Genomic DNA, 23,141 nt, shown 5'->3' with positions numbered 1-23,141 from the left:
GCGTTGGACCCCGCGCTGGCATTGCGCTAAAACGCGGGGAAAAGGGTTTTGCCCTGTCTATTCCGCATCAAACCAGTCGCTGTTTTGCTCTGCAATCGGCGTAATGGTGGAAATCATTTCCTGTAAATGAATGCGGATGGCTTTTTCGGCGGCGTCCGGATCGTGCGCTTTCAGTCCGTCAAAAATGGCGTAATGCTGCGCGATGAGATTTTCCGGCGGCGATACCTTGCTGAGCGTCAGAAACCGTACGCGATCCATCGTGGCTTTGATGTGCTCGACGGTTTCCCACGCCAGCCGGCAGTCAATAATCTGCGCGATGGTGCGATGAAATTCATCGTCGAGTAACAGGAATTCTTGCGTTTGCTGGCTTTTTGCCGCCAGCGTCTGCCGTTCAAGATTGTGCTCAAGCAGCGCGAGATCTTTATCCGTCGCGACCATGGCGGCGCGGCGGACGACGGCGGTTTCAACGGCTTCACGAATAAAACGGCCGTCGGCCACCCGTTTGGAAGAAATTTTCATCACGTAAGTGCCGCGCTGTGGCAGAACCTGTACCAGCCCGGCTTCGGCCAGTTTGATAAAGGCTTCGCGAACCGGCTGGCGGGAAACATTAAAACGCGTGGAAATTTCTTTCTCCGACAGGAACGCCCCCGGTGCGATGGCACAGGTGACAATGTCCTGACGCAAGGTGCGGTAAATCTGCTGATTTACCGGCACATTACTGAGAAATTCAAAGGAGTCTGTCATGGGCTAAATTTGTCTTCAGAATCAGGAGAAGATAATACTAACATGAGTTTTCTCAGGATTTTGAGATTGTTAGCGCAAGGTTTTATCAAATTATTGGGAATTAATATGCTCGCGGCAATAGAGTTTTTTATAGGCCGCTGGCGTAATCCCCAGCAGTTTGCGGAAAACCCGACGAAAATAGGCCACGTCGTTAAAACCGGTCTGCCGGGCAACATCCGCAACATTGCCAGTATTACTCAGCAGTAGCTTTTCGGCCGCCGCAACCCGTTGTTTATGCAACGCATCTGTCAGCGTCATCTGAAACGTCAGGCGGAAAACCCGCCCGAGATAATCAGCGTTGCAGTGTAATCGGTCTGCCAGCTCAGAGGCGCCGAGCGGCAGATGATACTGGGTGGTAATCAGCTCACGTGCCTTATAGGCGAGCGCGACACCCGGCCCGCCGGGTGCCACATTTTCAGGCCAGGCGCGGGAGACTTCCTGCAACAATAAAATCAGAAACAGCTCCAGCGAATTTCCGCCGCGCTCCTGCTCATATAAAAATAATCTGAACAGGGTTAACACTGTTTCGGTATCTCTGACCTTACAGTGTTGTGGAATATCCAGCTGTAAAGAGGGATTAATTTGCTGTGATTTAATTATTGTCGTGTTTTTCACAATATCAAAGTGCAGCCAATAAAACTTTAACTCAGGATCAAACGTCGTCACGCCTTTATGTTCCCTGTCGGGAAATAACAGTAAACTTTCTCCTTCATGTAAATCAAAACGGGTATTTTCTTCCTGAAGGGAAAGCGTGCCACGTACAACGTAAATCAGCTCGTGCGAACTGAGTTGCCGGGTCGGATGTGTCCCCATTCCGCGGGAAATAAACAAACCGCCATTCTGAACTTTAACCGGATAATTAACGGGAAATGAAAGCATTTCAGGCACTCATCGGGCGGAAGATAGCTGACATTAGCACAGCGGACGCGCTCTGCCAGCAGGCAGACAGGAGGGGTTGATCTGCTTCACAGATTCTGTCTGTGAGTCGGAATTGTCCCGTTTAACTACTTTATCCGCCTCTTGTTGGTTTGAGAACCCTGTGCCAGATTGAAGGCGTACCTTATTTATCTCCCGGCTGATATTCAATTTCAGCCTTATTTAATACGTTCCTGAAGCTTATAAATAACGATATAAAAGCGAGGAAAATACAATGCCAACCGATTCTATGAATACCGGCTCATCGCCTGTAAGAGGCACTGACGCCATTGTGTCTGCAAACGCCAAACTTTCGGTCAGTGAGAAAATTGGCTATGGATTAGGTGATGCCGGAGGCACGATAATTACATGTCTCATTGGCAGTTTTCTCACCTTTTTCTATACCGACGTATTCGGGCTGACGCCTGCTATTGTCGGCACGTTGTTTATTTCACTGCGCGTCATTGATGCAATTTCCGATCCGTTAATGGGGGTTCTGGCCGACCGGACGCAAAGCCGCTGGGGCCGTTTTCGCCCGTGGCAGTTGTGGATTGCGCTGCCGATCGGCGTTGTCGGTTTCCTGACGTTTACGGTGCCGGGTTTCAGTGGTGATGCCAAAATTGCCTACGCATTTTTCACCTATTTCCTGCTGTCCATTTCTTACACCGCGATCAACGTGCCGTATTGCGCGCTGATCAACACCATGACGACAGATCACCGCGAGGTGATGTCATGTCAGTCCTGGCGCTTTGTCTTGTGCGGCGTCGCCGGTTTTCTGGTGTCGGTCGGATTGCCGTGGCTGGTGCAGGTGCTGGGAAAAGGCAATGCGGCGGTGGGTTATCAGCAGGGCGTCGGTTTGCTGTGTGCGATTGCCGTTGTGATGTTCCTGTGGTGCTTCTTTGCCGTGCGGGAACGCCTGCCGCTGGCGCTGCTCGGGCAGTTCAGCGTCCGTGAGCACATTCGCGGAATGCTGAAAAATGACCAGCTTTTGCTGGTATTGCTGATGTCTTTCCTGCTGATCAACGTGTTTAACCTGCGCGGCGGCGGTTATATGTACTTCATCACGTACGTGCTGAAAGGCGGCGCAGGTTACGCCTCGATGTTCTTCGGTATGGTGACGCTGGCGTCGATTCTCGGGGCGGTGATCGTCAATCAACTGACAAAGTTCATCGACAGCGTGCGTCTCTACATGCTGACCAATCTGGTGCTGGCGGTGTTTTCCCTGCTGTTGTGGTTCGTGCCGGTGGGCGAACAGTGGCAGACGCTCTGGCTGGGTATTATTTTTGTCCATTGCGTCATTCTTGGCTTTACGCTGCCGCTGCACTTTTCCCTGATGGCGTTCGCCGACGACTACGGCCACTGGAAAAACGGCATCCGTTCTTCCGGCATGAACTTCGCCTTCAACCTTTTCTTCATCAAACTCGCGTGGGCATCCAGCGCCGGGATCATCAGCCTGGTCTTCGTGCTGGTTTCTTATCAGGCCGGTGCGGATCACCAGACCGCAGCTTCGCTCGGCGGGATCACACTTCTCGAAACCCTGCTGCCTGCGGCGATGCATCTGCTGCTGGCGGGCACCCTGATTTTCTGCAAGCTCAACAACACATTGCTGACGCGTATGTCGCGTGAGCTGGCGGCCAAAATTTAACTGACGATAACGATTCAGGAGGTTGTATGTCTTTTTCTCCGGTTGATTCTTTAGAAGTGCCTTTGCACAAGGTGAATATTTCCGATGCATTCTGGCTGGAATACCAGCGTCTGGTGAAAGATGTGGTCGTGCCGTATCAGTGGAAAGCGTTGAACGATGAAGTGGCGGATGCAGAGCCGAGCCACGCCATTGAAAACTTCCGTATCGCGGCCGGGCAGAGCGACGGAGAATTTTACGGCATGGTTTTTCAGGACAGCGATGTCGCCAAATGGCTGGAAGCTGTGGGGTATTTACTGGCAAAAACGCCGGATCCGGAGCTTGAAGAAACCGCTGACCGCGTCATTGAGCTGGTCGGTGCGGTGCAGCAACCGGACGGTTATCTGAATACCTATTTCACGGTCAAAGAGCCGCAGCAGCGCTGGAAAAATCTGGCGGAATGTCACGAGCTTTACTGCGCCGGACATCTGATTGAAGCAGGCGTCGCCTACGCGCAGGCCACCGGAAAAACGCGTTTGCTGGAGATCGTGTGTAAGCTCGCCGACCATATTGGTGACGTTTTCGGACCGGGTGAAAAGCAACTGCACGGCTATCCCGGTCATCCGGAAATTGAACTGGCATTAATGCGTTTATACGAAGAAACCGGCGAAACGCGCTATCTCGAACTCACGTGTTATTTCGTCGAACAGCGCGGTGCGCAGCCGCATTTCTACGATATCGAGTATGAAAAACGCGGAAAAACGTCGCACTGGAATACCTACGGTCCGGCGTGGATGGTGAAGGATAAAGCCTACAGCCAGGCACACTTACCGGTGGCGTTGCAGACCACGGCGATCGGGCATGCCGTGCGGTTTGTGTATTTATACGCTGGCGTCGCGCATCTGGCGCGGCTGAGTCAGGATCAGGAAAAACGTGAAGTCTGTCGGCGCTTATGGGAAAACATGACGCAGCGGCAGATGTACATCACCGGTTCTGTCGGTTCGCAGAGCAGCGGCGAGGCGTTTTCGTCGGATTATGATTTGCCCAACGATACGGCCTATACCGAAACCTGTGCGTCGATTGGCCTGATGATGTTTGCCAACCGCATGTTGCAGCTCGAGGCCGACAGCCGTTACGGCGATGTCATGGAGCGCGCGCTTTACAACACGGTGCTTGCCGGTATGGCGCTCGACGGCAAACATTTCTTCTACGTCAATCCGCTGGAAGTCCATCCGAAAAGCATTCCCTTCAACCATATTTATGACCATGTAAAACCGGTCCGTCAGCGCTGGTTTGGCTGCGCCTGTTGTCCGCCCAATATCGCGCGGCTGCTGGCGTCTCTCGGTCATTATATTTACACCCAGCGGCCGGACGGTGTGGACATTAATCTCTACATCGGCAGTGATGTCGAAGCCACGATTGGCGGTAAGCCGCTGCGCCTCAGGCAATCCGGCGGCTATCCCTGGGCTGAAAATGTGCTGATTGAAGTAGACACCGGCGAGCCTCTCGAAGCCACGCTGGCGCTGCGTTTGCCCGACTGGTGCGCCAGCCCGCAGGTGACGCTTAACGGCAAACCGCTGGACGTCGCCGCCCGGACATCGCGCGGATATCTGCGTCTGACGCAGGAATGGCAAAAAGGGGACCGCATTGAGATGACGTTACCGATGCCGGTCACGTGCGTGAAAGGCAATGCGCTGCTGCGGCATGTCGCCGGGAAAGTCGCGGTACAGCGCGGGCCGCTGGTTTACTGCCTTGAGCAGGCTGACAACGGCAGCGAATTGCATAACCTCCGTTTGCCGCAAAATGCGCAGTTCCGCCTGATAGCGGGGAACGGATTGTTTGCCGGTAAAACGCTTTTGCAAACGAAGGGTGAGCGAAGGCCGTCAAACCACGCCGATCAGCAACCGCTTTACCGTTTCAACCCGGCCGCTGAAGAGACCGTGCCGCAAACCATGACGTTTGTGCCGTACTTTACCTGGGCTAACCGCGGAGAAGGGGAGATGCGCGTCTGGGTTGACGAGGTATAACCCGTCATCCTCGGGCTGCCGTGACGTGCAGCCCGAAGGGGGCGTGCGGGATTACTGTTTCCAGCTGTGGTATTCGCTCTTTCTTCTGCCCGGCGCGGTTTCCGGCAGCAGGGCAAGGCCGATCACTGAGACGATGCCGAGAACAATCATATAAATCGCCAGCCCGTGATAATCGCCGCCGGTCATTTGCAGGATTTTCACCGCCACCAGCCCGAGAATTCCGCTTCCGATGAGTGATCCGATTTGCCAGATTAACGCAATGCCACTGCAACGGATCCGCGTCGGGAACAGCTCGGGAAAATACGAAGCCTGTGGCGCATAACACATGCTGTGGCCGAAGGTCAGCGCGAGGATCATGGCAATTTGCGTGATCCAGAACGTGTCCATTTTCAGGGCCAGAAAGAAGGGAATAATCCCAACCGCCAGCAACATCGCACCGGCCATATACACCGGCTTGCGGCCAATATGGTCAGAAAGTTTGCCCATCATCGGGATGGCAAATATTTCCAGAATGACGGCAACAATCATAGTTTGCAGCAGAATGCTTTCGCTCAGGTGATTGGCCTTACCGAATGCCAGCACAATCGCCGTGAACATGGCGAATGCGCAGGCTTCGATCAGTTTGGCGCACACGCCTTTGACGATGATCCCCGGATACAATCTGATGACTTCCACGACCGGACGCGATTCCACCGCTTTGGTTTTACGGATTTCAGCAAACACCGGCGATTCATCAATCCGCAGACGGATGAACAGCCCGACGATCACCAGCAGCAGGCTGAGCAGGAACGGAATACGCCAGCCCCAGTCGAGCATTTGTGCGGCCGATAACTGCGACGTCAGCAGCGCAAACAAGGCCGACGGCAGAAGAAAGCCCAGCGGCGCGCCGATTTGTACCCAGCTGGCAAAAAAGCCCCGGCGTTCCGGCGGTGAATATTCGGCGGTCATCAGCACGGCGCCTGCCTGTTCTCCGCCCACGCCAAACCCCTGCAATACGCGGATTAAAATCAGCAGAACCGGCGCCCAGAAGCCGATTTTTTCGTAAGTCGGCAGCAGGCCGATGCAGAAAGTCCCTAAACCGACGATCAGAATGGTGATCACCAGCGCTTTTTTGCGTCCGACTTTGTCACCGATATGGCCGAAAACAATGCCGCCCAACGGACGGGCAAGAAACCCGACGGCGTATGTGGCGAAAGCGGCCAGCGTGCTGATCAGCGGGTCGTGGCTCGGGAAAAACAGCTGACCGAAAAACAGAACGGCCGCCGTACCGTAGGCAAAAAAGTCGTAATATTCGGCAGCGGTGCCGATTGCGGAAGCGCCTGCGACGCGCCTTAATAATCCACGCTGTTCTTTTTCGGCGGCTTCAGAGAGAGGCTGCGATGAAATCTGTGACATGGTGAAATGCTCCGGATATACAGCAACAGTGTCGGCAAAATGCCGCGCCTCTTAGCCGGGCGCGGCATTTTCATTCAGAACTTCAGCCGTGGGATAATTTAGTGGCCGGTGAATGCTTTGGGGCTTTAATCACAAAGAACACCAGAATCGCGCCGAGTGCGGCGACGCCGCCTGCGAGAATAAAGGCGCTGTCGAAATGACCGGTGTTTTGCACAATAAAGCCTGTTACGACCGGCCCGACGATGCCTGATACGCTGCCGACCAGATGGATAAAACCGCTGGTGCCGCCAACGCGGGATTTATGCACGACGTCCTGAATAATCGCCCAGTAAATTGCGCCGGTGGTATACAGGAAGAAAATAGAAACAGACATCAGTACTACGGCCGGAACCACGCTGGTGACGATACCAGCCAGTGCGACGCAAATAGCGGCGGCAGACAGGCTGAAGACCAGAATAATTTTGCGCGACAGCAGTAAGCGGCCGGTAATATTGAAAATCTTATCGGAGATATAACCGCCCAGCGCCAGACCGACGAATCCGACAATCCACGGAATCACGGTAGTCAGGCTCATTTCTTTTATATTCAGACCGTGTGCCTGAACCAGATAAGACGGGAACCAGCTGAGGAAGAAGAACAAAATATAGTTGTAGCAGAAGAAGGCGAACGCCGTGACCAGAATAATCGGCTGGCGTAAATAATATCCCAGACCATGCGCGGCGTGCGCCAGATCGTCTTCTTCGCTGATATTTTCATTCTTCATCTCATCGACTAAACGTAATTCTTCCGGCGAGACGCGTTTACTTTTCAGCGGATTATCCGCCACGGTAAAGAACCAGATTGCCATCCATACAATCCCGATGGCGGCAATCACCATAAAGGCCGGACGCCAGCCAAAAGACAGCGCCAGATAACCGACGATCGGCCCGGCAACGGCGCCGCCGAGAGGCGAACCGGCGCTGAGAAGCCCCATTGCGGTGGCGGCTTTTTTCTTCGGGAACCAGCCGTTAATCATCTTATTGGCGGAAGCGCATATCGGGCCTTCAGCCATGCCGAATAATACCCGCAATATCAGCATGGAATAAAAGCCGGTGGCGATGGCAGTCATTCCGCAAAATAGAGACCACAGCCCGACGGCTAATCCCATCACGAGCGTTGGCCCGAATTTATCGACGGCCAGACCGCCAATGAAATTGAATATGGCGTAACCAAAGAAGAAACTGCCGAATATTATCCCGAACTGCTCAGGATTAATGGTCAGTTCTTTTTCTATCATCGGTACCGTAATAGACAGCGCTACACGGTCGAGATAGTTGATCATGTAAACCATAAAAAGCAGGAATACGATGATCCAGCGTAGGTTCTTAAACATAGGTAAGGTGCTCCACTTGGTGTCGTTTTAATAGTGTTGCGTTCTTTGTAGGTAGAATATGAGGTACGGTTTGCGGGAAGATTTAAAAATCCTCCCGCGGTTTCAAACAATTAAAATAAAAACGGTCTTCAGAACGTCAGCAGAACTTTGCAGCAGGAACGCTGATCTTTTTCAAACAGCGTCAGTGCGGCTTCCACATCTCCGGCGGGCATCCAGTGCGTCACCAGTTTTTCAGGCGTGATTTTTCCCTGCTCCATCCATTCAATCACCTGCGGGAACCGGTGACTGTTCAGGCGCGAAGAGAACAACGAAATTTCTTTGCTGGTAATACTTTGTTGCGTGATGGTGCTCGGCTCGCCGGAGAAACCCATCATGCCGATACGCGCAGCCGGTGAAGCCAGCAAAATGGCTTCCTGCAAAATCGCCGGATGGCAGGCAGCATCAACGATTATCGTCGGGCGCACGCCTTCAGCGGACAGCACATCAGCCACGCTGCGTTCGCTGTTATTGATGGTCCAGTCGGCGCCGCTGTCGAGTGCCATATGCAGACGTTCTTCAATGCGGTCGGTGACGATCACGTTCTGAACGCCGTAGACGCCTTTCAGCACCTGGATCACCGTCAGCCCCATCGGGCCTGCGCCGTAAACCAGCGCCGTATCCTGCGGTGTCGGTTTCAAAAACGCCGTGATATTGGCGGCGATGGTGAAAGGTTCGACCATGCTGGCGAGTTTGTCGGGAATGGACGCCGGGACGTTATAGGCGTTTTTCGCCGGGGCGCAGGCGTAATCGCTGAAACCGCCGTCGCGGTGAACGCCGATCACCTGCAACTCGTTACAGACATTAGGCCGCCCGACGGAGCACGGATAGCAATGCCCGCAGCTTACCACCGGGTCAATGACCACACGTTCGCCGATGCGCGCGGTATCAACGCCTTCACCGACGCTGTCGATATGGCCGAAGAACTCATGGCCAATAACGCGCGGGTATTTCGCGAACGGATTGTGGCCGTGATAGATGTGAACATCGGAGCCGCATATGCCTGCGTAACTCACCCGAACTCGTACCTCGCCGGCGGCAGGTACCGGCAAAGCACGTTGCTCGATGACCAATTTTCCCGGTTCTTGTATAACGACGCTGTTCATGTTTCGTTCCCTCACCAGTTCCACAAAGTGCCGTCTTCAAGACGGGCCACCGGCAGATAGGCCGGTTCATACGGATATTTCGCGGCGAGTTTTTCGTCAAACTCAATGCCCAGACCCGGTTTTTCGCCAGGATGCATGTAGCCGTTATCGAAGGTCCAGTTATGCGGAAACACTTCCAGCATCTGTTCGGAATAGCCCATGTATTCCTGCACGCCAAAGTTCGGCACCCAAAGATCGAAGTGCAGGGCAGCCGCCATGCAGACTGGCGAGAGATCTGACGGGCCGTGCGAACCGGTACGCACCTGATAAAGCGACGCGAAATCGGCAATGCGGCGCATCCCCGTGATGCCGCCCGCGTGGGTCAGCGTGGTACGGATATAGTCGATCAGCTGTTCTTCAATCAGCTGTTTGCAATCCCAGATACTGTTGAAGACTTCGCCGACGGCAATGGGGGTGACCGTGTGCTGGCGGATCAGGCGGAAACATTCCTGATTCTCGGCAGGCGTCGGATCTTCCATCCAGAACAGGCGATATTCTTCGATGCTTTTCCCAAAACGCGCGGCTTCGATGGGCGTCAGGCGGTGATGCATGTCGTGCAGCAGATGTTCATCAAAGCCGAATTTGTTGCGCACGGCTTCAAAGAGTTTTGGCGTGAAATCGAGGTATTTTTCCGTGGACCACAGCTGTTCTTCCGGCCAGTTGCCTTTGGTGGCGGGCTCGTACGCCAGACCTTTGCCTTTCGCCATGCCGTAAGTAGTTTTCATGCCCGGCACGCCGCACTGGGCGCGGATCGCCTTAAAGCCCAGCTCTTTGTGTCTGGCATAATCATCGAGCACTTCGTCGATGGAATGACCGGTGGTGTGGCAGTAAACCATCACGCCGGTGCGGGACGCGCCGCCGAGCAACTGATACAACGGCATATTGGCGGCTTTTGCTTTGATATCCCACAGCGCCATATCGACCGCCGAAATGGCCGACATCGTGACCGGACCGCGACGCCAGTACGCGCCTTTGTAGAAGAACTGCCAGATGTCTTCAATCTGATGTGCGTCGCGCCCGATAAGCTGCGGGCAGACGTGATCTTTCAGATAAGACGCGACCGGCAGTTCGCGGCCGTTCAGGGTGGCATCGCCGATACCGGTCAGACCGCTGTCGGTAGTGATTTTTAACGTCACAAAGTTGCGACCCGGGCAAGTGACAAAGACTTCAGCATTCACGATTTTCATCGGTTACGACCTTTTGCAGTAAAAGTTAGATGCATTTTCTTTGGTTATAAATACGCCTTAATCCAACTACCATACAAGTATGTAAATTTGTTTTTGCCGGAGGCGATCACATTTTGAGCGGAGATTTATGCGGAAAAACTCCGCCAGGCAGAAATGAAAACGCCTGCACAGGCAGGCGTTCCAGAGGGGGAGCAGGGAAGGATTATTCGGCCAGCCGCATCACTTCATCCCAGACGGCATCGTCGACGGGAATGCCCAGACGGCGGTTTTGTTCGCGGTTTAACGCCGCCGTCTGGCCGGGATAGCGCACATCGCGGCTGTTTTCTGCGGGTTCTGACTGATTCACGTAATCCGCCACGCTGTCAGCCATGTGTTCGGTGAATTGCGTGCCGCCCAGCTGCGCCGGGTCGAAGACCATGAAAATCTGGCTGGCGCCGGTGCAGCTGCCTTCGCCAATTTTATCGATTTCATTGGTTGGCGAACCGGCGGAGAGCAGTGCGGCCATGGCGTCGAGCACAATCGCCAGACCGGAACCTTTCCAGTAACCAGCGGGCAAAATGCGCATGGAAGCCTCAATCGGGCCGGGATCGTCAGTGAGATTTCCCTGGTTGTCATAACCGCCGGGAAACGGCAATTTTTCGTTTTTGAGCCGTGTGACCTGCAACTTACCGTAGGAATATTGCGACATCGCCATATCCAGTACGATCGGGCCTTTGGCTCTTGGCACCGCCATTACAAACGGGTTATTGCCGATGCGGGTATTTTTGCCGCCCCAGGCAGGCATGCACGATTCTGTATTCGTCCAGCAAATAGCGGCCAACCCGCGTGTGGCGGCGTGCCAGCCATAGCTTCCGCCGCGCATCCAGTGGCTGCTGTTTTTCATCGCCACAATCCCGACGCCGTATTCTCTTGCCATTTCGGCGGCTTTTTCGACGGCAAACAGCGCATTGGTGATGCCGATCCCCCGGTTGCCGTTATAGATGGCGATGGCGCCGAGCGATTTTTCCTGCACGGGTTTGGCGCGAACATTGATCCAGCCTTTCTGAACGTAATCGACAAAGCGTGCCACCCGGTTCAGGCCGTGCGAAGCAATGCCGTCGCAGCTAGATTCGGTGTGGATCCGCGCACATGTCCGCGCGCTTTCTTCATCCAGCCCCGCTTTGATCAAAGCGCGGTGGATGGTTTGTTGCATCAGGCTGAATTCAATTCTTTGCATTGTCGGCTCCGGTGGAAAGTTCAGGTGAGGTCAGCGGGGAATAGTCTTCTGTCTGGCTAAGAATATTATTATCACCCCAACATTTTTCGTAAGGCCAGCCGGTCAGTTGTTCGGCGATTAAACGGGTTTCCGGCGTCACATCATATTTACTGCCACCGGCTTTCAGGCGTTCAATTTCATTGACCAGCAGGGAATGGTTATGGCGGGTAAGACGAAACTTCATGGAGCTGTAAAGGCCAATCAGCAGGAAGACCACCGAGCCTGTGCCAAATACCAGCGTAATTCCGTAGACCGCTTCCGCGGGTTGCGTGGCGCTTTTCGGCGTAAATCCATAATGTTGCAATAAGAGGCCTACGGTAAATAACGCTACGGCCTGAACGGCTTTACGCATAAAAGTCATTACGCCGGCGAAAATACCTTCGCGGCGTTTCCCGGTCAGCATTTCATCGACATCCGGAATGAAACTGTAGATATTCCAGCAGACATAACTGGTTCCGGAACGTCCGACGCCCATTAAAATAACGGAGAGATAAATCAGCGCCATATTAAAAGGCAGTTGCAGCAGGTGAATAGATAAAAATAACCCGACGCTCGCCAGCATAAAGAGTTGTGCAATCCGGTACGCTGAGCCGTTACCTAATTTCATACACAGGAAAATAAATAAGGCGACGCAGACAAACTGAATGAGCGTCATGAGTGTCATCGCATTCGACGCCGTTACGGCATTTTGCCCGAGGACAAAAATAATGTAGTAAGCGAGAACGGCACCGAGGACATCCAGCGCGACATAACCGCCCAGATACATCCCGACGTGCTGGCGAAAAGTCCGCACTTTCATGGTTGAAACGAGGGATTTAAACAGGTGCTTCATGTCACGGCGGAAAGACAATTTCGGCGTGGCCACGTCAACGGGGATCGGGCGTTCCCAGGTATAGAAATAGAGCAGCAGGATCACCACAGCGAACAGCACGCCAAATATCACGCCCATAATCAGAAATGACGAAGACGAATCCTCTCCGAGATAGGCAATAATTCGTCCCGGAAGCCAGGCGGCTAATATTGCAGCGCCGGTTGAAAAGAACATTCTGACACCGGTGAGTTTAGTGCGCATTTTAAAACTGGAGGTCATTTCAGCCGCCAGCGTTTCATAAGGCACAATCGCCAGCGTGTAAGCTGCATAAAATAAAATATACGTCAGCAGGTAATACCAGAATCCCATGCCGCTGACCCACATAATAATGTAGGTCACCATAATCAGCGGAGCGCCAAATAAGAAGAAGAACCCGCGGCGGCCATACTTTTTGCCCAGAGGATTACGGTAAAAATTATCGGTCACATATCCCATCAGCGGATCGAAAAAAGCATCCAGCAACCGGGCAGAAGCAATAACGGCGCCGGCCTCCGCCGGACTTAATCCGGCGTAGGTCGTATAGAAAAACATAATCCATAAACCTAATACCGCAAAACAACCGCCGCCGAAGAAATCTCCTCCACCATAGGCCAGCATATTTTTGAGTGATATCGGTCTTTCTTTATGATGATTAATCATAATACCCCTGTGTTCCGTATTATTTTTGGCGATATCGGATAAGTCAGAGTCGTGAAAAACAAACTTATTGGGATGCCGCAGACATTCGGGAATTAAAACTCCGCCGGCGTCAGCAGAATAAAACTAGGCAACCGGCATCTACCATACAAGTATGTGAATCAGGATTTATCGGAAGGGATCACAAAAATAAACGCAAATTTCCTCTGTACTGTAAGGCAGATCACAGTACAGAGAATGAGCAGGCAGGGCAGGGGAAGTTCGGGGAATTAGCCGAGTAACTCGCAGTTTGGCGGCAGACGGCACTGAATTGCGTTGGGAAGCACTTCGATGCGGAATTGTTTTCCGGTCAGCGGCTCGCCGTCGAGATTGAACGTCATGTCGTGCGGGGCGTTGATTTCCAGCCACGGCAGACTGGCGGAAACGATGTTCTTATTCTCTTCGTTGTTGATCAGGCTGCGCAGGAAAGAGGGCAACAGCTCCTCGGAGGTCAGCAAACGCAGCTGCAACAGCCCGTCGTTAATCAGCGCGTCCGGGCAAATTTGCTGCCCGCCACCGGCCTGACGGCCATTGCCGATACCGATAACCAGCGCGTCGCCCTGCCAGCTGAAGTCCGGCCCTTTGATTTCGCAGCTGTCAGCTTTCAGTGTATCAAGGCGTAAAAGTCCGTGGATAAAATAGGAAACGCCGCCGAGTGCGGCTTTCAGTTTTTCCGGCGTTTCGGTGGTGATCCGCGTGCCAAACCCGCCGGTCGCCATGTTAATGAAGAAGTGCTGATCGTTTACTTTCGCCAGATCGATATCCACGACGCGGCCTTTCACCGCCAGCTGAAGCGCCTGTTCCGGTGAGAGCGGAATATTACAGCCGGTCGCAAAATCATTGGCCGTGCCCAGCGGGATAATACCGAGTACCGGAGCCTCTGCGCCAAGCTGGGCCAGCGCACCCGCCACTTCGTTGATCGTGCCATCGCCGCCACCGGCAATCACCGTCCCGCAGCCCAGCTCTACGGCTTCTGCCACATAGCGCGCGGCGTCTCCGTGTTCCCAGGTGACGCGCACGCTGAGTTTCACGCCTTCTTCACGCAGCGCACCAACGGCTTCCCGCAGTTCTTCATTCCCTGCACCTTTTCCGTTTAAGATCAGCAGTGCAGCGCCCGTGTCCTTCATATCATCTCCTTATCATTCATAGACTTTAACAATAGATGATAACGACCGTATTTGGCTATCGGATTAATCACTTAATAATTTAATCGTCTGTTAAATAATTGCGGTTAAATTAATTCAAAAAATGGCGTATTTATCGGGCGGGAGTTAATTAAAGTGAAGGGAAAGTAAAACGTTATTCTTCTCAATAACAGGAAAAACGAAAGAGACTGAATACAAAAAGAAAAGCCAGCTCAAGGGAGATTGAGCTGGCCAAGGAGGTGGTTCCTAGTGTAGTCCGGTGCATTATTTTGCATTCGAAGTAAATTGCGAATGCATATTAGCCAACTTAAATTAAAAGAGTTGTGACCGGATTCTTATTTTCACTAAAAGCCTTATTTCAGGTGCGGATTGCGTGTATCCGTTTCTTCCAGATTTCGCAGCAGAATGGCGAATTCCAGGCTGATGTCTTCCGGCAGGGCGACATACACAATATGCCCGTTACCCGGCGCGACTTCCGTCGGCTGGCCTTTCTTGTTGCGCAGCGCTTCAAGCTTGAACTGAATATTGCCCTGTGGCGTCATCATTTCCACGCTGTCGCCCACGCTGAATTTATTTTTCACGTCGATTTCAGCCCAGCCGTCCACGCGGTTGCCGGTGAATTCGCCGACAAATTGCTGACGGTCGCTGACGGAAAAACCGTATTCGTAGTTTTGCTGAGCGTCATGGGTATGGCGGCGCAGGAAGCCTTCGGTATAGCCGCGATGCGCCAGTCCTTCGAGGGTGGAAAGCAGCGTCGGGTCGAAAGGTTTTCCGGCAACGGCGTCGTCGATGGCGCGGCGGTAAACCTGTGCAGTACGCGCGCAGTAATAGAATGACTTGGTGCGGCCTTCAATTTTCAGGGAATGCACACCCATTTTGGTCAGTGCTTCAACATGCTGAATAGCGCGCAGGTCTTTAGAATTCATGATGTAGGTGCCGTGTTCGTCTTCGAACGCACTCATGTATTCGCCGGGGCGCAAAGCTTCTTCAAGCATAAACACTTTATCCGTCGGCTGACCGATGCCGAGCGTCGGTTCCGGCGCGTCGACCTGCTGGACCGGGATCGGTTCGTACTGATGCACGATATTGCCGATGGCGTCTTCTTTGCCTTCCTGAACTTTATATTCCCAGCGGCAGGCGTTGGTGCAGGTTCCCTGATTCGGGTCGCGTTTGTTGATGTAACCGGAGAGCAGGCAGCGGCCGGAATACGCCATACACAGCGCGCCGTGGACGAAAATCTCGATTTCCATATCCGGCACCTGCGTGCGGATTTCGGCAATCTCTTCCAGCGACAACTCGCGGGACAAAATCACGCGCGTCAGCCCCATTTGTTTCCAGAATTTCACCGTCGCCCAGTTCACCGCGTTTGCCTGCACCGACAGATGAATATCCATCTGCGGGAAAGCTTCACGAACCATCATGATCAGGCCCGGATCGGACATGATCAGCGCGTCCGGCCCCATGTCGATGACCGGCTGTAAATCGCGGATGAAGGTTTTCAGTTTGGCGTTGTGCGGCGCGATATTCACCACGACATAGAATTTTTTACCGAGAGCATGGGCTTCGTTAATGCCGATTTCCAGATTCTGGTGGTTAAATTCGTTATTGCGCACACGCAGGCTGTAGCGCGGCTGTCCGGCGTAAACGGCATCCGCGCCATAGGCGAACGCGTAACGCATGTTTTTCAGGGAGCCGGCAGGGGAAAGCAGTTCCGGAACAAAAGAATCGGGGGTAAACATAGTCAATCTCAGTCTGATCACAGGTCAGGGCCGTCCCGGATGCGGGGCGACGAAAGGTCAGAATTGTAACGTCTGAGTTGATCAAAAGCAGCCGGTTAGTGTGGGTATTTCAGCTTTTATGGGGTCAGATCAATTTTTGAATCGGGAGGTTGCAGCGCAGAATGCCGCAACCTCCGCAAAGGAGGAATCAGGCAGTTTGCTGGGTAAGATCGCGGATATCGGCCGTTGGCCCGTTTTTCACAACCGACAGGATGCCTTTTTTCGCGGCGCTTTCCGTGGTGTACATTTCACTTACGCCGATGACCTGGTGGTTTTTCGCCTTCAGCACAAAATAAAATTGCCCGTCTTTTGACGGTTTCACTTCGTATTGCGCCTCATGCGGCGCGTTAGTCTGCACCGACGAAATGCCATTTTCTGCCGACGCTTTGCTGGCATACATCTCACTGGTGAGAATAATCTCTCCGTTCCCGGCCTTCAGGTTAAAGTGAAACTGTCCATTCTTCGCTTTTTTCAGATCATAGTGACCGTTAGCCATAAAGGTAATCTCCAGTAGAAGGGGTTTTTCCAGAGATAAGTGTAGTTAAGAGAAACTTTTTCGCGGGGAAAGGGAGTATTTAAGACATTAAATGTGAACTGGCCGACAGACTTTCAGTAACTTTACAAATCTGCGCTGCCGGCCTTTCAGGTATTCAACCCTGCGCGTTACACAAGATGGCAGGGCTCTGCCTCCCAGCGATATCCCACGCCGTAGACGGCGCGGATAAACGCCTTCTCGCCGTCCAGTGATTCGAGTTTCCGCCGCAGGTTTTTGATGTGGCTGTCGATGGTGCGATCCGTTACCACGCGGTAATCGTCATACAGATTATTGAGCAGGATTTCGCGGGTAAAGACGTAGCCGGGTTTGACCGACAGCGTTTTCAGCAGACGAAATTCTGCCGGTGTCAGCTCAAGTTCATGCCCCTGGAACGTCGCCTGAAAACGGGCTTCATCAATATGCAGGCCGGTCTCTTTTGCCACATGTTCGTCAGGGCGCACGCAGCGGCGCAGGATCACTTTCACGCGCGCTACCACTTCACGCGGGCTGTAAGGTTTGCAGATGTAATCATCGGCACCAATTTCCAGCCCGAGCAGGCGGTCGATTTCTTCTGTTTTTGCCGTGACCATCATGATCGGCACATCGGAAAACTGACGGATATCGCGGCAGATGGATAAGCCGCTGCTTCCCGGCAGCATCAGATCCAGCAGGATCAGCGCCGGAGGATGGCTCTTCACCTGCGAGATCACGTCGTGGCCGTCAGGCAGCCATTGTGTCGCGTAACCCGCCGCTTCGAGATAGTCGATCAGCAGCTGGGCAAGTTTCGGTTCATCTTCCACGATCAGAATTTTTAACGGCGCAGGGCCGGACAATACAGAGTCGTTCATTCAGTTTCTCGGGCCATGTGGAATAGAAAGCGGCAGGACAATCGTTATGCGAACGCCACCCGCCGGAGAGTGGCTGGCGCTTATCTGCCCACCGTGCGCTTCGACAATATTCTGGCAAATTGCCAGGCCTAAACCAGAACCACCGCTGGCGCGATTACGCGAGCCCTCGGTGCGATAAAATCGTTCGAAGATTCGTACCAGCTGTTCATCACTGATGCCCGGCGCGCTGTCCTGGAAATTCAGGTGCAGCGATTTATCACGGATTTCGCCGAGGATTTCCAGGCCGCCGTTGGGGTCAGTATAGCGCAGGCTGTTTTCCAGCAAATTATTGAAAAGTTGCGACAGACGCTGCGGGTCGCCAAAGACTTCGGCGCTTTCCGGCAGATGGCTGGTCAGGGTCAGCTGTTTACTGTGGAAGCGGTCGCGGGAACCGGCTTCCGCCAGCTGAATCAGATGCACAACGTCCGTTTCGACTTTGCGGTACGCCAGCGCACCGGCATCCGACAGCGAAAGCTGGTGCAAATCATCCACCAGTTTTGTGAGGATCGAGACTTCAGATTGCAGGGATTCCAGCGACCCCATCGTCATTTTGCGCACGCCGTCCTGCATCGCTTCCAGCTCGCCGCGCAACACCGCCAGCGGCGTGCGCAGTTCGTGGGAAATATCAGCCATAAAGGCGCGGCGCATCTGCTCGTTTTTTTCCAGCGTCATCGCCAGCTGGTTAAAATCCTGCGCCAGTTTGCCCAGTTCGTCTTCGCTGTCGACTTCAACGCGCGTGCTGAAATCCCCTGCAGCCAGCTGATGCGTGCCGTTGACCAGACGCTTAACCGGCGCGAGCATTCCCCGTGAAAGCACCCAGGTGACGGCGGCGGCCAGGAGGGCGGTGAACGCCGTAATAATCCAGCTTGTGCGGCTTTGCTGGTGCTCGAAATTGATGTCTGCGTCGCGGGTCAGGCGCTCGGCAGGCGTGGAAATCACCGAGCCTATCATCACACCGTCAACGGTCATTACGCGGCGCGGCCCCTGAAGATCAGCAGGAACCGGCTGATCGTAACCGCCGATCCGGCGGTCATGGCTGTCGAGGATCCAGAACTTTGTCCGCCATCCCTGCGGCGGCATTTTCTGGCTGCTGTTCTGGTCAAACGAGCGCATCAGCTGATAAATCAGGCGGTCATTTTTTTCCAGAAAATCCCAGTTACCGTGCAGTTTGTACTGATCCTGCAAGGTGTCGGCCAGCAGCTCAACGCGCGATTCATTACTCTGGCGGATGTAATCGATAAAGCCCCGTTCGAAGCTCATCCGCACGCCCCAGTTCATGGTGATTAACACCAGTGCGCAGGTGCAGAAAATGGCCATAAACAGTTTGGCGGTAATACCTGGTTTCATGATTTTCTCATCGGGTCGGGAGATCCGGCCGCGGCACGGCGGCGATCGATAACGGCATTTTTCTGCATGTCCGGCGGCACTTTCGAAAAGACCCAGGCGGGCAGGGCGATCACCAGCGCCATCGACATATAGCAATACAGGAAAGCCGTGTGCATGGTGCTGCTGTCAGGCGTTATGGCCTGCTGATGCGCGAAGAGGCCAATCAGCAAACCGGCGACGCTGACCCCGAGACTCATCGACAACTGCATAATCATCGACAACAGGCTGTTGCCGCTGCTGGCCAGACGCGGCGGTAAATCTTTCAGCGTCAGCGTATTCATCGAGGAGAAGCGCAGGGAGTTCACCATGCCCTGGAAGAACAGCACCAGCGGAATCATCCACACGGCACCGTAAATCGCCACCAGCGGGAAGATAAGCGTAATCAGCGCGAGCAGTAAAGTAGCGGTCACCAGCGCGGCGCGATACCCGAGCTGATTTACCAGCCGTACAACCACGCGCTTCATTCCCATGCTGCCAAGCACCATCGGGATCATCATCAGCCCGGCGTGGAACGGCGTAAAACCCATCCCCAGCTGTAAAAATACCGGCGTCATAAACGGCAACATTCCGCTGCCGATACGGCCTAGCAGGCTGCCGATCAGGCCAATTTTAAACGTTGGCGTGTGGAACAGGCGCAGGGAAAACAGCGCGGAAAGATTGCCACGGGCGTGCATCCAGTAAACGCCTAACGCGCCTAAACCGACGACGACCAGCAGCACTAATTCCAGGGCGCTGAGGCCCATGCTGCGGCTGCCTTCCAGCGCCAGCGTGAGCGTCGCCATACAAACCGCCAGCATGACAAAGCCGCTGATATCAAAGCGCCGCGTCTGCATTTTGTAATTCGGCATAATCATCAGCGTGGCAATACAACCGGCCAGGCCGACCGGCAGATTGATCAGGAAAATCCAGTGCCAGCTGGCGTACTGCACCAGAAAACCGCCCAGCGCCGGGCCGAGCAGCGGGCCGACCTGGCCGGGCAGCGTGACCATGGTCATTGCGGCCATGTATTCGCTGCGCGGAACGATTTTCAACACCGTCAGCCGCCCGACGGGCACCATCATCGCGCCGCCAATCCCCTGAACGATACGTGACAGCACCAGTTCGCGCAGGCTTTCGGACTGCGCGCACAGCAGGGAACCGAGGGTGAACAAAACGATGGCGGAAAAGAAGACCCATTTCACCCCGACTTTATCCGCCAGCCAGCCGCTGGCGGGCAGCATCACGGCGACAGTCAGCACATAGGCGACCACCACCGAATGCATATGCAGCGGGTTTTCACCCAGGCTGCGGGCCATCGACGGCAACGCGGTGTTCACAATCGTGGTGTCGAGCGCCTGCATAAAAAAGCCAAAGGCGACAATCCACAATTGCCAGCGTACCGAGGGCGGCAGCGGGGCGGAAGGCGGTAAGGTGTCAGTGTTTTCAGATTTCATGGGTTCGCATCAGCACAATCATTGTCGCGGCATTTCAGGGGGGAGTACCACCTTCAGACCAGGCTTACAGTGTAGCCAGAATGCTTCAGCAGAAAATGGAGGAAATAAGGAGAGTCTTTCCCATTTTTTGACAATTCTTCTGACAATAAAGAATAGAGTTTCAGCCTGACATTTTATATCAAAATGCTAAGGTTGACCTTTGATCACGAATCGTTCGCACGCAAAGCATGTTTAATCTGACCTTCTCAAAGGGAGAGAATGATGAGTAAAAGAGAACTGGGCCGTTCAGGCATTCAGGTGCCGTTGCTGACTTTCGGCGGCAACGTGTTTGGCTGGACTGTCGATCAGGCAGCATCCTTTAATCTGCTCGATGCCCTTTTGGATCATAAGCTTAACTTTATCGATACCGCTGATGTGTACTCGAGCTGGGTCGAAGGCAATCACGGTGGCGAGTCGGAAACCATTATCGGCAACTGGCTGAAAAAAACCGGCAAGCGCGACCAGATCATTCTGGCAACCAAAGTCGGTAAACCGATGGGCGAAGGAAAAGTCGGCCTGTCGCCGCGCTATATAAAAGAAGCGGTGGAAGCCTCTTTGAAACGCCTGCAAACCGACTATATCGATTTGTATCAGTCACATGACGATGATGCGGATACGCCGCTGGCAGAAAGTCTGGCCGCGTTTGATGCGCTGATCAAAGAGGGCAAAGTGCGCGCTATCGGCGCATCCAACTACAGCGCGCCACGTCTGGCCGAAGCGCTGAAAGTCAGCAAGGAAAACGGGCTGGCGCGTTATGAAACGCTGCAACCTCAGTACAATCTTTACGACCGCAAAGTGTATGAAGAAGCGCTGGAAAAAGTCGTGACGGACAACGGTCTGGGCGTGATCAACTTCTACGGGCTGGCTGCCGGATTCCTGACCGGGAAATACCGTACCAAAGCCGATGCCAGCAAAAGTAAACGTGGGGAAAGCGTGGTTGCTCGTTGCCTGAACGAACGCGGTCTGAAAGTGTTGCAGGGGTTGGATCAGGTGGCGGAAAAACACGGCGCACAGCCTGGGCAGATTGCACTGGCGTGGCAAATCGCGCGCCCGAGCATCACGTCCCCGATTGTCAGCGCGACCTCGCTGCAACAGCTCGATGAACTGGCGCAGGCCGCCACGCTGAAACTCGATGATGCCGATATCCGTACGCTTAACGACGCCAGCGCGTGGTAATGAAGTCTTTGTAAAACTGAATTTGCCGTATCGCCATAAACAAAAAAACCGCCTTAACGTCAGGCGGTTTTAGTTTTTGTGAAGCCGTAAATTAACGGAACAGCGTTTGTGCCCAGCGCGCCAGACCGGCGGTGACCGAGCCAAAATCATTGCCCCCGACCAGCGGGATCCCCGGCAACTGTGCCTGCAATGCGGCACGTAAAAGCGGGGAACGGGCGCTGCCACCGGTCAGATAAATCACATCCGGCTTAATTTCGCTGCTGGCCAGTGCCAGAGCAACCTGTTCCTGAATGCGTTCCAGCGGCTGAGAAATCGCGTCACTCAGCTGCTGCTGGCTGATGGTTTCTGCCAGACCAGATTCAATGAAGTCCATTGCCGCCGTCACGCTTTCGCGCTCGGAGAGGGCAATTTTACTTTCTTCGGCAGCACGCACCAGACGGTAGCTCAGGCGCTGTTGCTGTACTTTCAGCAGGCGCTTAATGAGATCCGGCTGCGCGGCGTCGCGGATCAAATCACGCAACATGCGGCCATTCGCCACGCTGTAGAAATCCAGCTGTGCGGGAACATCATTGGTTGCAACCGCATTCCAGTAAGGTAATGCCGGGATCGCGATACCTTTTTGCGTTTCGCTGCCCATACCGAACTGAGGCGTCAGTTGTTTAAACGCGGTCATGATGTCCAGATCGTTACCGCCGACGCGGCAACCACTGTGGCCGAGCAGGCTGTTCTGGCGCTCCGCTTTATCGCGCCACTGGGGGCCCATCAGCAGAACGGAACAGTCGGTCGTTCCGCCGCCGATATCGACGACCAGCACTGTTTTCTCATCTGTCAGGGTGGCTTCAAAATCCAGACCTGCCGCTACCGGCTCAAACTGGAAAGCAATATCACGGAAGCCGGCACGTTCAGCGGCGCGCTGTAAAATCCCCTGCGCCTGACTGTTCGCTTCCTCACCGCCCATGCCCTGGAAGTTGATCGGACGGCCAATGACCGTCTGCTCAATGCTTTCCTGCAAAACAGATTCTGCCTGGCGTTTGATGTGATACATCATCGCGCAAACCAGATCTTCGAACAGGGCAATCTGCTGTGGCTTCAGGCCGTTTGCGCCAAGAAACGATTTCGGAGAACGAACGAAATACACTTCTTCCGGATCTTCCATGTACGTCGCCAGCGCCTGCAAACCGAAGTTCACGCTGTTGGCGTTAACCGGAATATCTTCCTCGCGGTTAAAGCTGATACTGCGGCGCAGCAGCGCCAGATTTTCATCACTGCCTGTCGGCACCTGTCCGTGGCGGTTCAGCCATTCGCTGACGGCTTCACGGGTTGGTGCACAGAGCATGGAGGGTAAATAAGGATCATTATTTTCTAACGCCAGAAGCTGGGCGTTATTATCGCGCATCACTGCCACTGAGCAATTCGCTGTACCGTAGTCAAATCCAATAAACATTATTGATCCCCATGCCAAAGAAGGGACGGGACTTTA

At 53.9% G+C, this 23,141-nt stretch carries 18 protein-coding genes; 3 read left to right on the top strand and 15 right to left on the bottom strand.

Features of this window, described 5'->3' with window-relative positions:
* Positions 1 to 57 precede the first annotated feature (57 nt).
* The gene (locus KWG64_RS03590) at positions 58 to 744 is read right to left on the bottom strand and encodes a GntR family transcriptional regulator (protein WP_013574394.1); all 687 of its coding nucleotides are present in this window, start codon (positions 742 to 744) and stop codon (positions 58 to 60) included.
* Positions 745 to 834: 90 nt separating this feature from the next.
* Complete coding sequence (locus tag KWG64_RS03585) at positions 835 to 1,662, bottom strand: AraC family transcriptional regulator (RefSeq protein ID WP_218520925.1); 828 nt, start codon at positions 1,660 to 1,662, stop codon at positions 835 to 837.
* Between the two features lie 286 nt (positions 1,663 to 1,948).
* Between KWG64_RS03585 and KWG64_RS03580 the strand changes: the two genes are divergently transcribed.
* Both KWG64_RS03580 and KWG64_RS03575 read left to right on the top strand, forming a co-directional pair.
* Complete coding sequence (locus tag KWG64_RS03580) at positions 1,949 to 3,343, top strand: MFS transporter (protein WP_255562079.1); 1,395 nt, start codon at positions 1,949 to 1,951, stop codon at positions 3,341 to 3,343.
* Positions 3,344 to 3,369: 26 nt separating this feature from the next.
* On the top strand, positions 3,370 to 5,346 hold the full coding sequence (locus tag KWG64_RS03575; protein ID WP_218520923.1) for a glycoside hydrolase family 127 protein: 1,977 nt from the start codon (positions 3,370 to 3,372) through the stop codon (positions 5,344 to 5,346).
* Positions 5,347 to 5,397: 51 nt separating this feature from the next.
* Here KWG64_RS03575 and KWG64_RS03570 read toward each other — a convergent pair whose 3' ends face one another.
* The 12 genes from KWG64_RS03570 to mdtD all read right to left on the bottom strand — a co-directional run bounded on the left by KWG64_RS03570 (position 5,398) and on the right by mdtD (position 20,446).
* The gene (locus tag KWG64_RS03570) at positions 5,398 to 6,741 is read right to left on the bottom strand and encodes an MFS transporter (protein WP_218520922.1); all 1,344 of its coding nucleotides are present in this window, start codon (positions 6,739 to 6,741) and stop codon (positions 5,398 to 5,400) included.
* 82 nt (positions 6,742 to 6,823) lie between these two features.
* On the bottom strand, positions 6,824 to 8,113 hold the full coding sequence (locus KWG64_RS03565; protein ID WP_218520921.1) for an MFS transporter: 1,290 nt from the start codon (positions 8,111 to 8,113) through the stop codon (positions 6,824 to 6,826).
* A gap of 128 nt (positions 8,114 to 8,241) precedes the next feature.
* Positions 8,242 to 9,255, bottom strand: a complete 1,014-nt coding sequence (locus KWG64_RS03560) for a Zn-dependent oxidoreductase (protein WP_218520920.1) — start codon at positions 9,253 to 9,255, stop codon at positions 8,242 to 8,244.
* Positions 9,256 to 9,266: 11 nt separating this feature from the next.
* Entirely contained in the window at positions 9,267 to 10,481 is a 1,215-nt protein-coding gene (gene rspA / locus KWG64_RS03555) for a starvation-sensing protein RspA (protein ID WP_195824806.1), read from the bottom strand.
* A 202-nt stretch (positions 10,482 to 10,683) separates the two neighbouring features.
* Positions 10,684 to 11,697, bottom strand: coding sequence for a 3-dehydro-L-gulonate 2-dehydrogenase (gene yiaK / locus KWG64_RS03550; protein ID WP_218520919.1), 1,014 nt, complete (start codon positions 11,695 to 11,697; stop codon positions 10,684 to 10,686).
* Positions 11,684 to 13,246, bottom strand: coding sequence for an MFS transporter (locus tag KWG64_RS03545; RefSeq protein WP_218520918.1), 1,563 nt, complete (start codon positions 13,244 to 13,246; stop codon positions 11,684 to 11,686). The genes yiaK and KWG64_RS03545 overlap by 14 nt, the downstream gene beginning before the upstream one ends.
* 266 nt (positions 13,247 to 13,512) lie before the next feature.
* The gene (gene yegS, locus KWG64_RS03540; RefSeq protein ID WP_218520917.1) at positions 13,513 to 14,409 is read right to left on the bottom strand and encodes a lipid kinase YegS; all 897 of its coding nucleotides are present in this window, start codon (positions 14,407 to 14,409) and stop codon (positions 13,513 to 13,515) included.
* A 371-nt stretch (positions 14,410 to 14,780) separates the two neighbouring features.
* Positions 14,781 to 16,166, bottom strand: a complete 1,386-nt coding sequence (gene yegQ, locus KWG64_RS03535) for a tRNA 5-hydroxyuridine modification protein YegQ (protein WP_195824802.1) — start codon at positions 16,164 to 16,166, stop codon at positions 14,781 to 14,783.
* Between the two features lie 187 nt (positions 16,167 to 16,353).
* Positions 16,354 to 16,701, bottom strand: coding sequence for a YegP family protein (locus tag KWG64_RS03530; protein WP_195816194.1), 348 nt, complete (start codon positions 16,699 to 16,701; stop codon positions 16,354 to 16,356).
* Positions 16,702 to 16,868: 167 nt separating this feature from the next.
* Positions 16,869 to 17,588 carry a two-component system response regulator BaeR gene (baeR, locus tag KWG64_RS03525; protein WP_218520916.1) on the bottom strand — a complete coding sequence of 240 codons (720 nt, stop codon included), beginning with the start codon at positions 17,586 to 17,588 and terminating at the stop codon, positions 16,869 to 16,871.
* Positions 17,589 to 18,974 (bottom strand): two-component system sensor histidine kinase BaeS, encoded by a 1,386-nt coding sequence (baeS, locus tag KWG64_RS03520; RefSeq protein WP_195816196.1) that lies wholly within the window; start codon positions 18,972 to 18,974, stop codon positions 17,589 to 17,591. It lies immediately after the preceding gene.
* Positions 18,971 to 20,446 (bottom strand): multidrug transporter subunit MdtD, encoded by a 1,476-nt coding sequence (gene mdtD / locus KWG64_RS03515; RefSeq protein ID WP_218520915.1) that lies wholly within the window; start codon positions 20,444 to 20,446, stop codon positions 18,971 to 18,973. Before mdtD ends, baeS begins: the two co-directional genes overlap by 4 nt.
* Before the next feature lie 261 nt (positions 20,447 to 20,707).
* Between mdtD and KWG64_RS03510 the strand changes: the two genes are divergently transcribed.
* Positions 20,708 to 21,661 (top strand): aldo/keto reductase, encoded by a 954-nt coding sequence (locus KWG64_RS03510; RefSeq protein ID WP_218520992.1) that lies wholly within the window; start codon positions 20,708 to 20,710, stop codon positions 21,659 to 21,661.
* A gap of 91 nt (positions 21,662 to 21,752) precedes the next feature.
* Here the strand turns inward: KWG64_RS03510 and yegD are convergent, their stop codons facing one another.
* On the bottom strand, positions 21,753 to 23,105 hold the full coding sequence (gene yegD, locus KWG64_RS03505) for a molecular chaperone (RefSeq protein WP_195816199.1): 1,353 nt from the start codon (positions 23,103 to 23,105) through the stop codon (positions 21,753 to 21,755).
* Positions 23,106 to 23,141: the final 36 nt, after the last annotated feature.

The sequence above is a fragment of the Rahnella sp. PD12R genome, assembly GCF_019200965.1.
Classification (GTDB): domain Bacteria; phylum Pseudomonadota; class Gammaproteobacteria; order Enterobacterales; family Enterobacteriaceae; genus Rahnella; species Rahnella laticis.
This window is presented reverse-complemented; position numbering and strand designations above follow the sequence as displayed.

Coding starts and splice junctions, on each gene's coding strand:
- KWG64_RS03590 (WP_013574394.1), bottom strand. CDS start 744: ATGACAGACTCCTTTGAATTTCTCAGTAATGTGCCGGTAAATCAGCAG.
- KWG64_RS03585 (WP_218520925.1), bottom strand. CDS start 1,662: ATGCTTTCATTTCCCGTTAATTATCCGGTTAAAGTTCAGAATGGCGGT.
- KWG64_RS03580 (WP_255562079.1), top strand. CDS start 1,949: ATGAATACCGGCTCATCGCCTGTAAGAGGCACTGACGCCATTGTGTCT.
- KWG64_RS03575 (WP_218520923.1), top strand. CDS start 3,370: ATGTCTTTTTCTCCGGTTGATTCTTTAGAAGTGCCTTTGCACAAGGTG.
- KWG64_RS03570 (WP_218520922.1), bottom strand. CDS start 6,741: ATGTCACAGATTTCATCGCAGCCTCTCTCTGAAGCCGCCGAAAAAGAA.
- KWG64_RS03565 (WP_218520921.1), bottom strand. CDS start 8,113: ATGTTTAAGAACCTACGCTGGATCATCGTATTCCTGCTTTTTATGGTT.
- KWG64_RS03560 (WP_218520920.1), bottom strand. CDS start 9,255: ATGAACAGCGTCGTTATACAAGAACCGGGAAAATTGGTCATCGAGCAA.
- rspA (WP_195824806.1), bottom strand. CDS start 10,481: ATGAAAATCGTGAATGCTGAAGTCTTTGTCACTTGCCCGGGTCGCAAC.
- yiaK (WP_218520919.1), bottom strand. CDS start 11,697: ATGCAAAGAATTGAATTCAGCCTGATGCAACAAACCATCCACCGCGCT.
- KWG64_RS03545 (WP_218520918.1), bottom strand. CDS start 13,246: ATGATTAATCATCATAAAGAAAGACCGATATCACTCAAAAATATGCTG.
- yegS (WP_218520917.1), bottom strand. CDS start 14,409: ATGAAGGACACGGGCGCTGCACTGCTGATCTTAAACGGAAAAGGTGCA.
- yegQ (WP_195824802.1), bottom strand. CDS start 16,166: ATGTTTACCCCCGATTCTTTTGTTCCGGAACTGCTTTCCCCTGCCGGC.
- KWG64_RS03530 (WP_195816194.1), bottom strand. CDS start 16,701: ATGGCTAACGGTCACTATGATCTGAAAAAAGCGAAGAATGGACAGTTT.
- baeR (WP_218520916.1), bottom strand. CDS start 17,588: ATGAACGACTCTGTATTGTCCGGCCCTGCGCCGTTAAAAATTCTGATC.
- baeS (WP_195816196.1), bottom strand. CDS start 18,974: ATGAAACCAGGTATTACCGCCAAACTGTTTATGGCCATTTTCTGCACC.
- mdtD (WP_218520915.1), bottom strand. CDS start 20,446: ATGAAATCTGAAAACACTGACACCTTACCGCCTTCCGCCCCGCTGCCG.
- KWG64_RS03510 (WP_218520992.1), top strand. CDS start 20,708: ATGAGTAAAAGAGAACTGGGCCGTTCAGGCATTCAGGTGCCGTTGCTG.
- yegD (WP_195816199.1), bottom strand. CDS start 23,105: ATGTTTATTGGATTTGACTACGGTACAGCGAATTGCTCAGTGGCAGTG.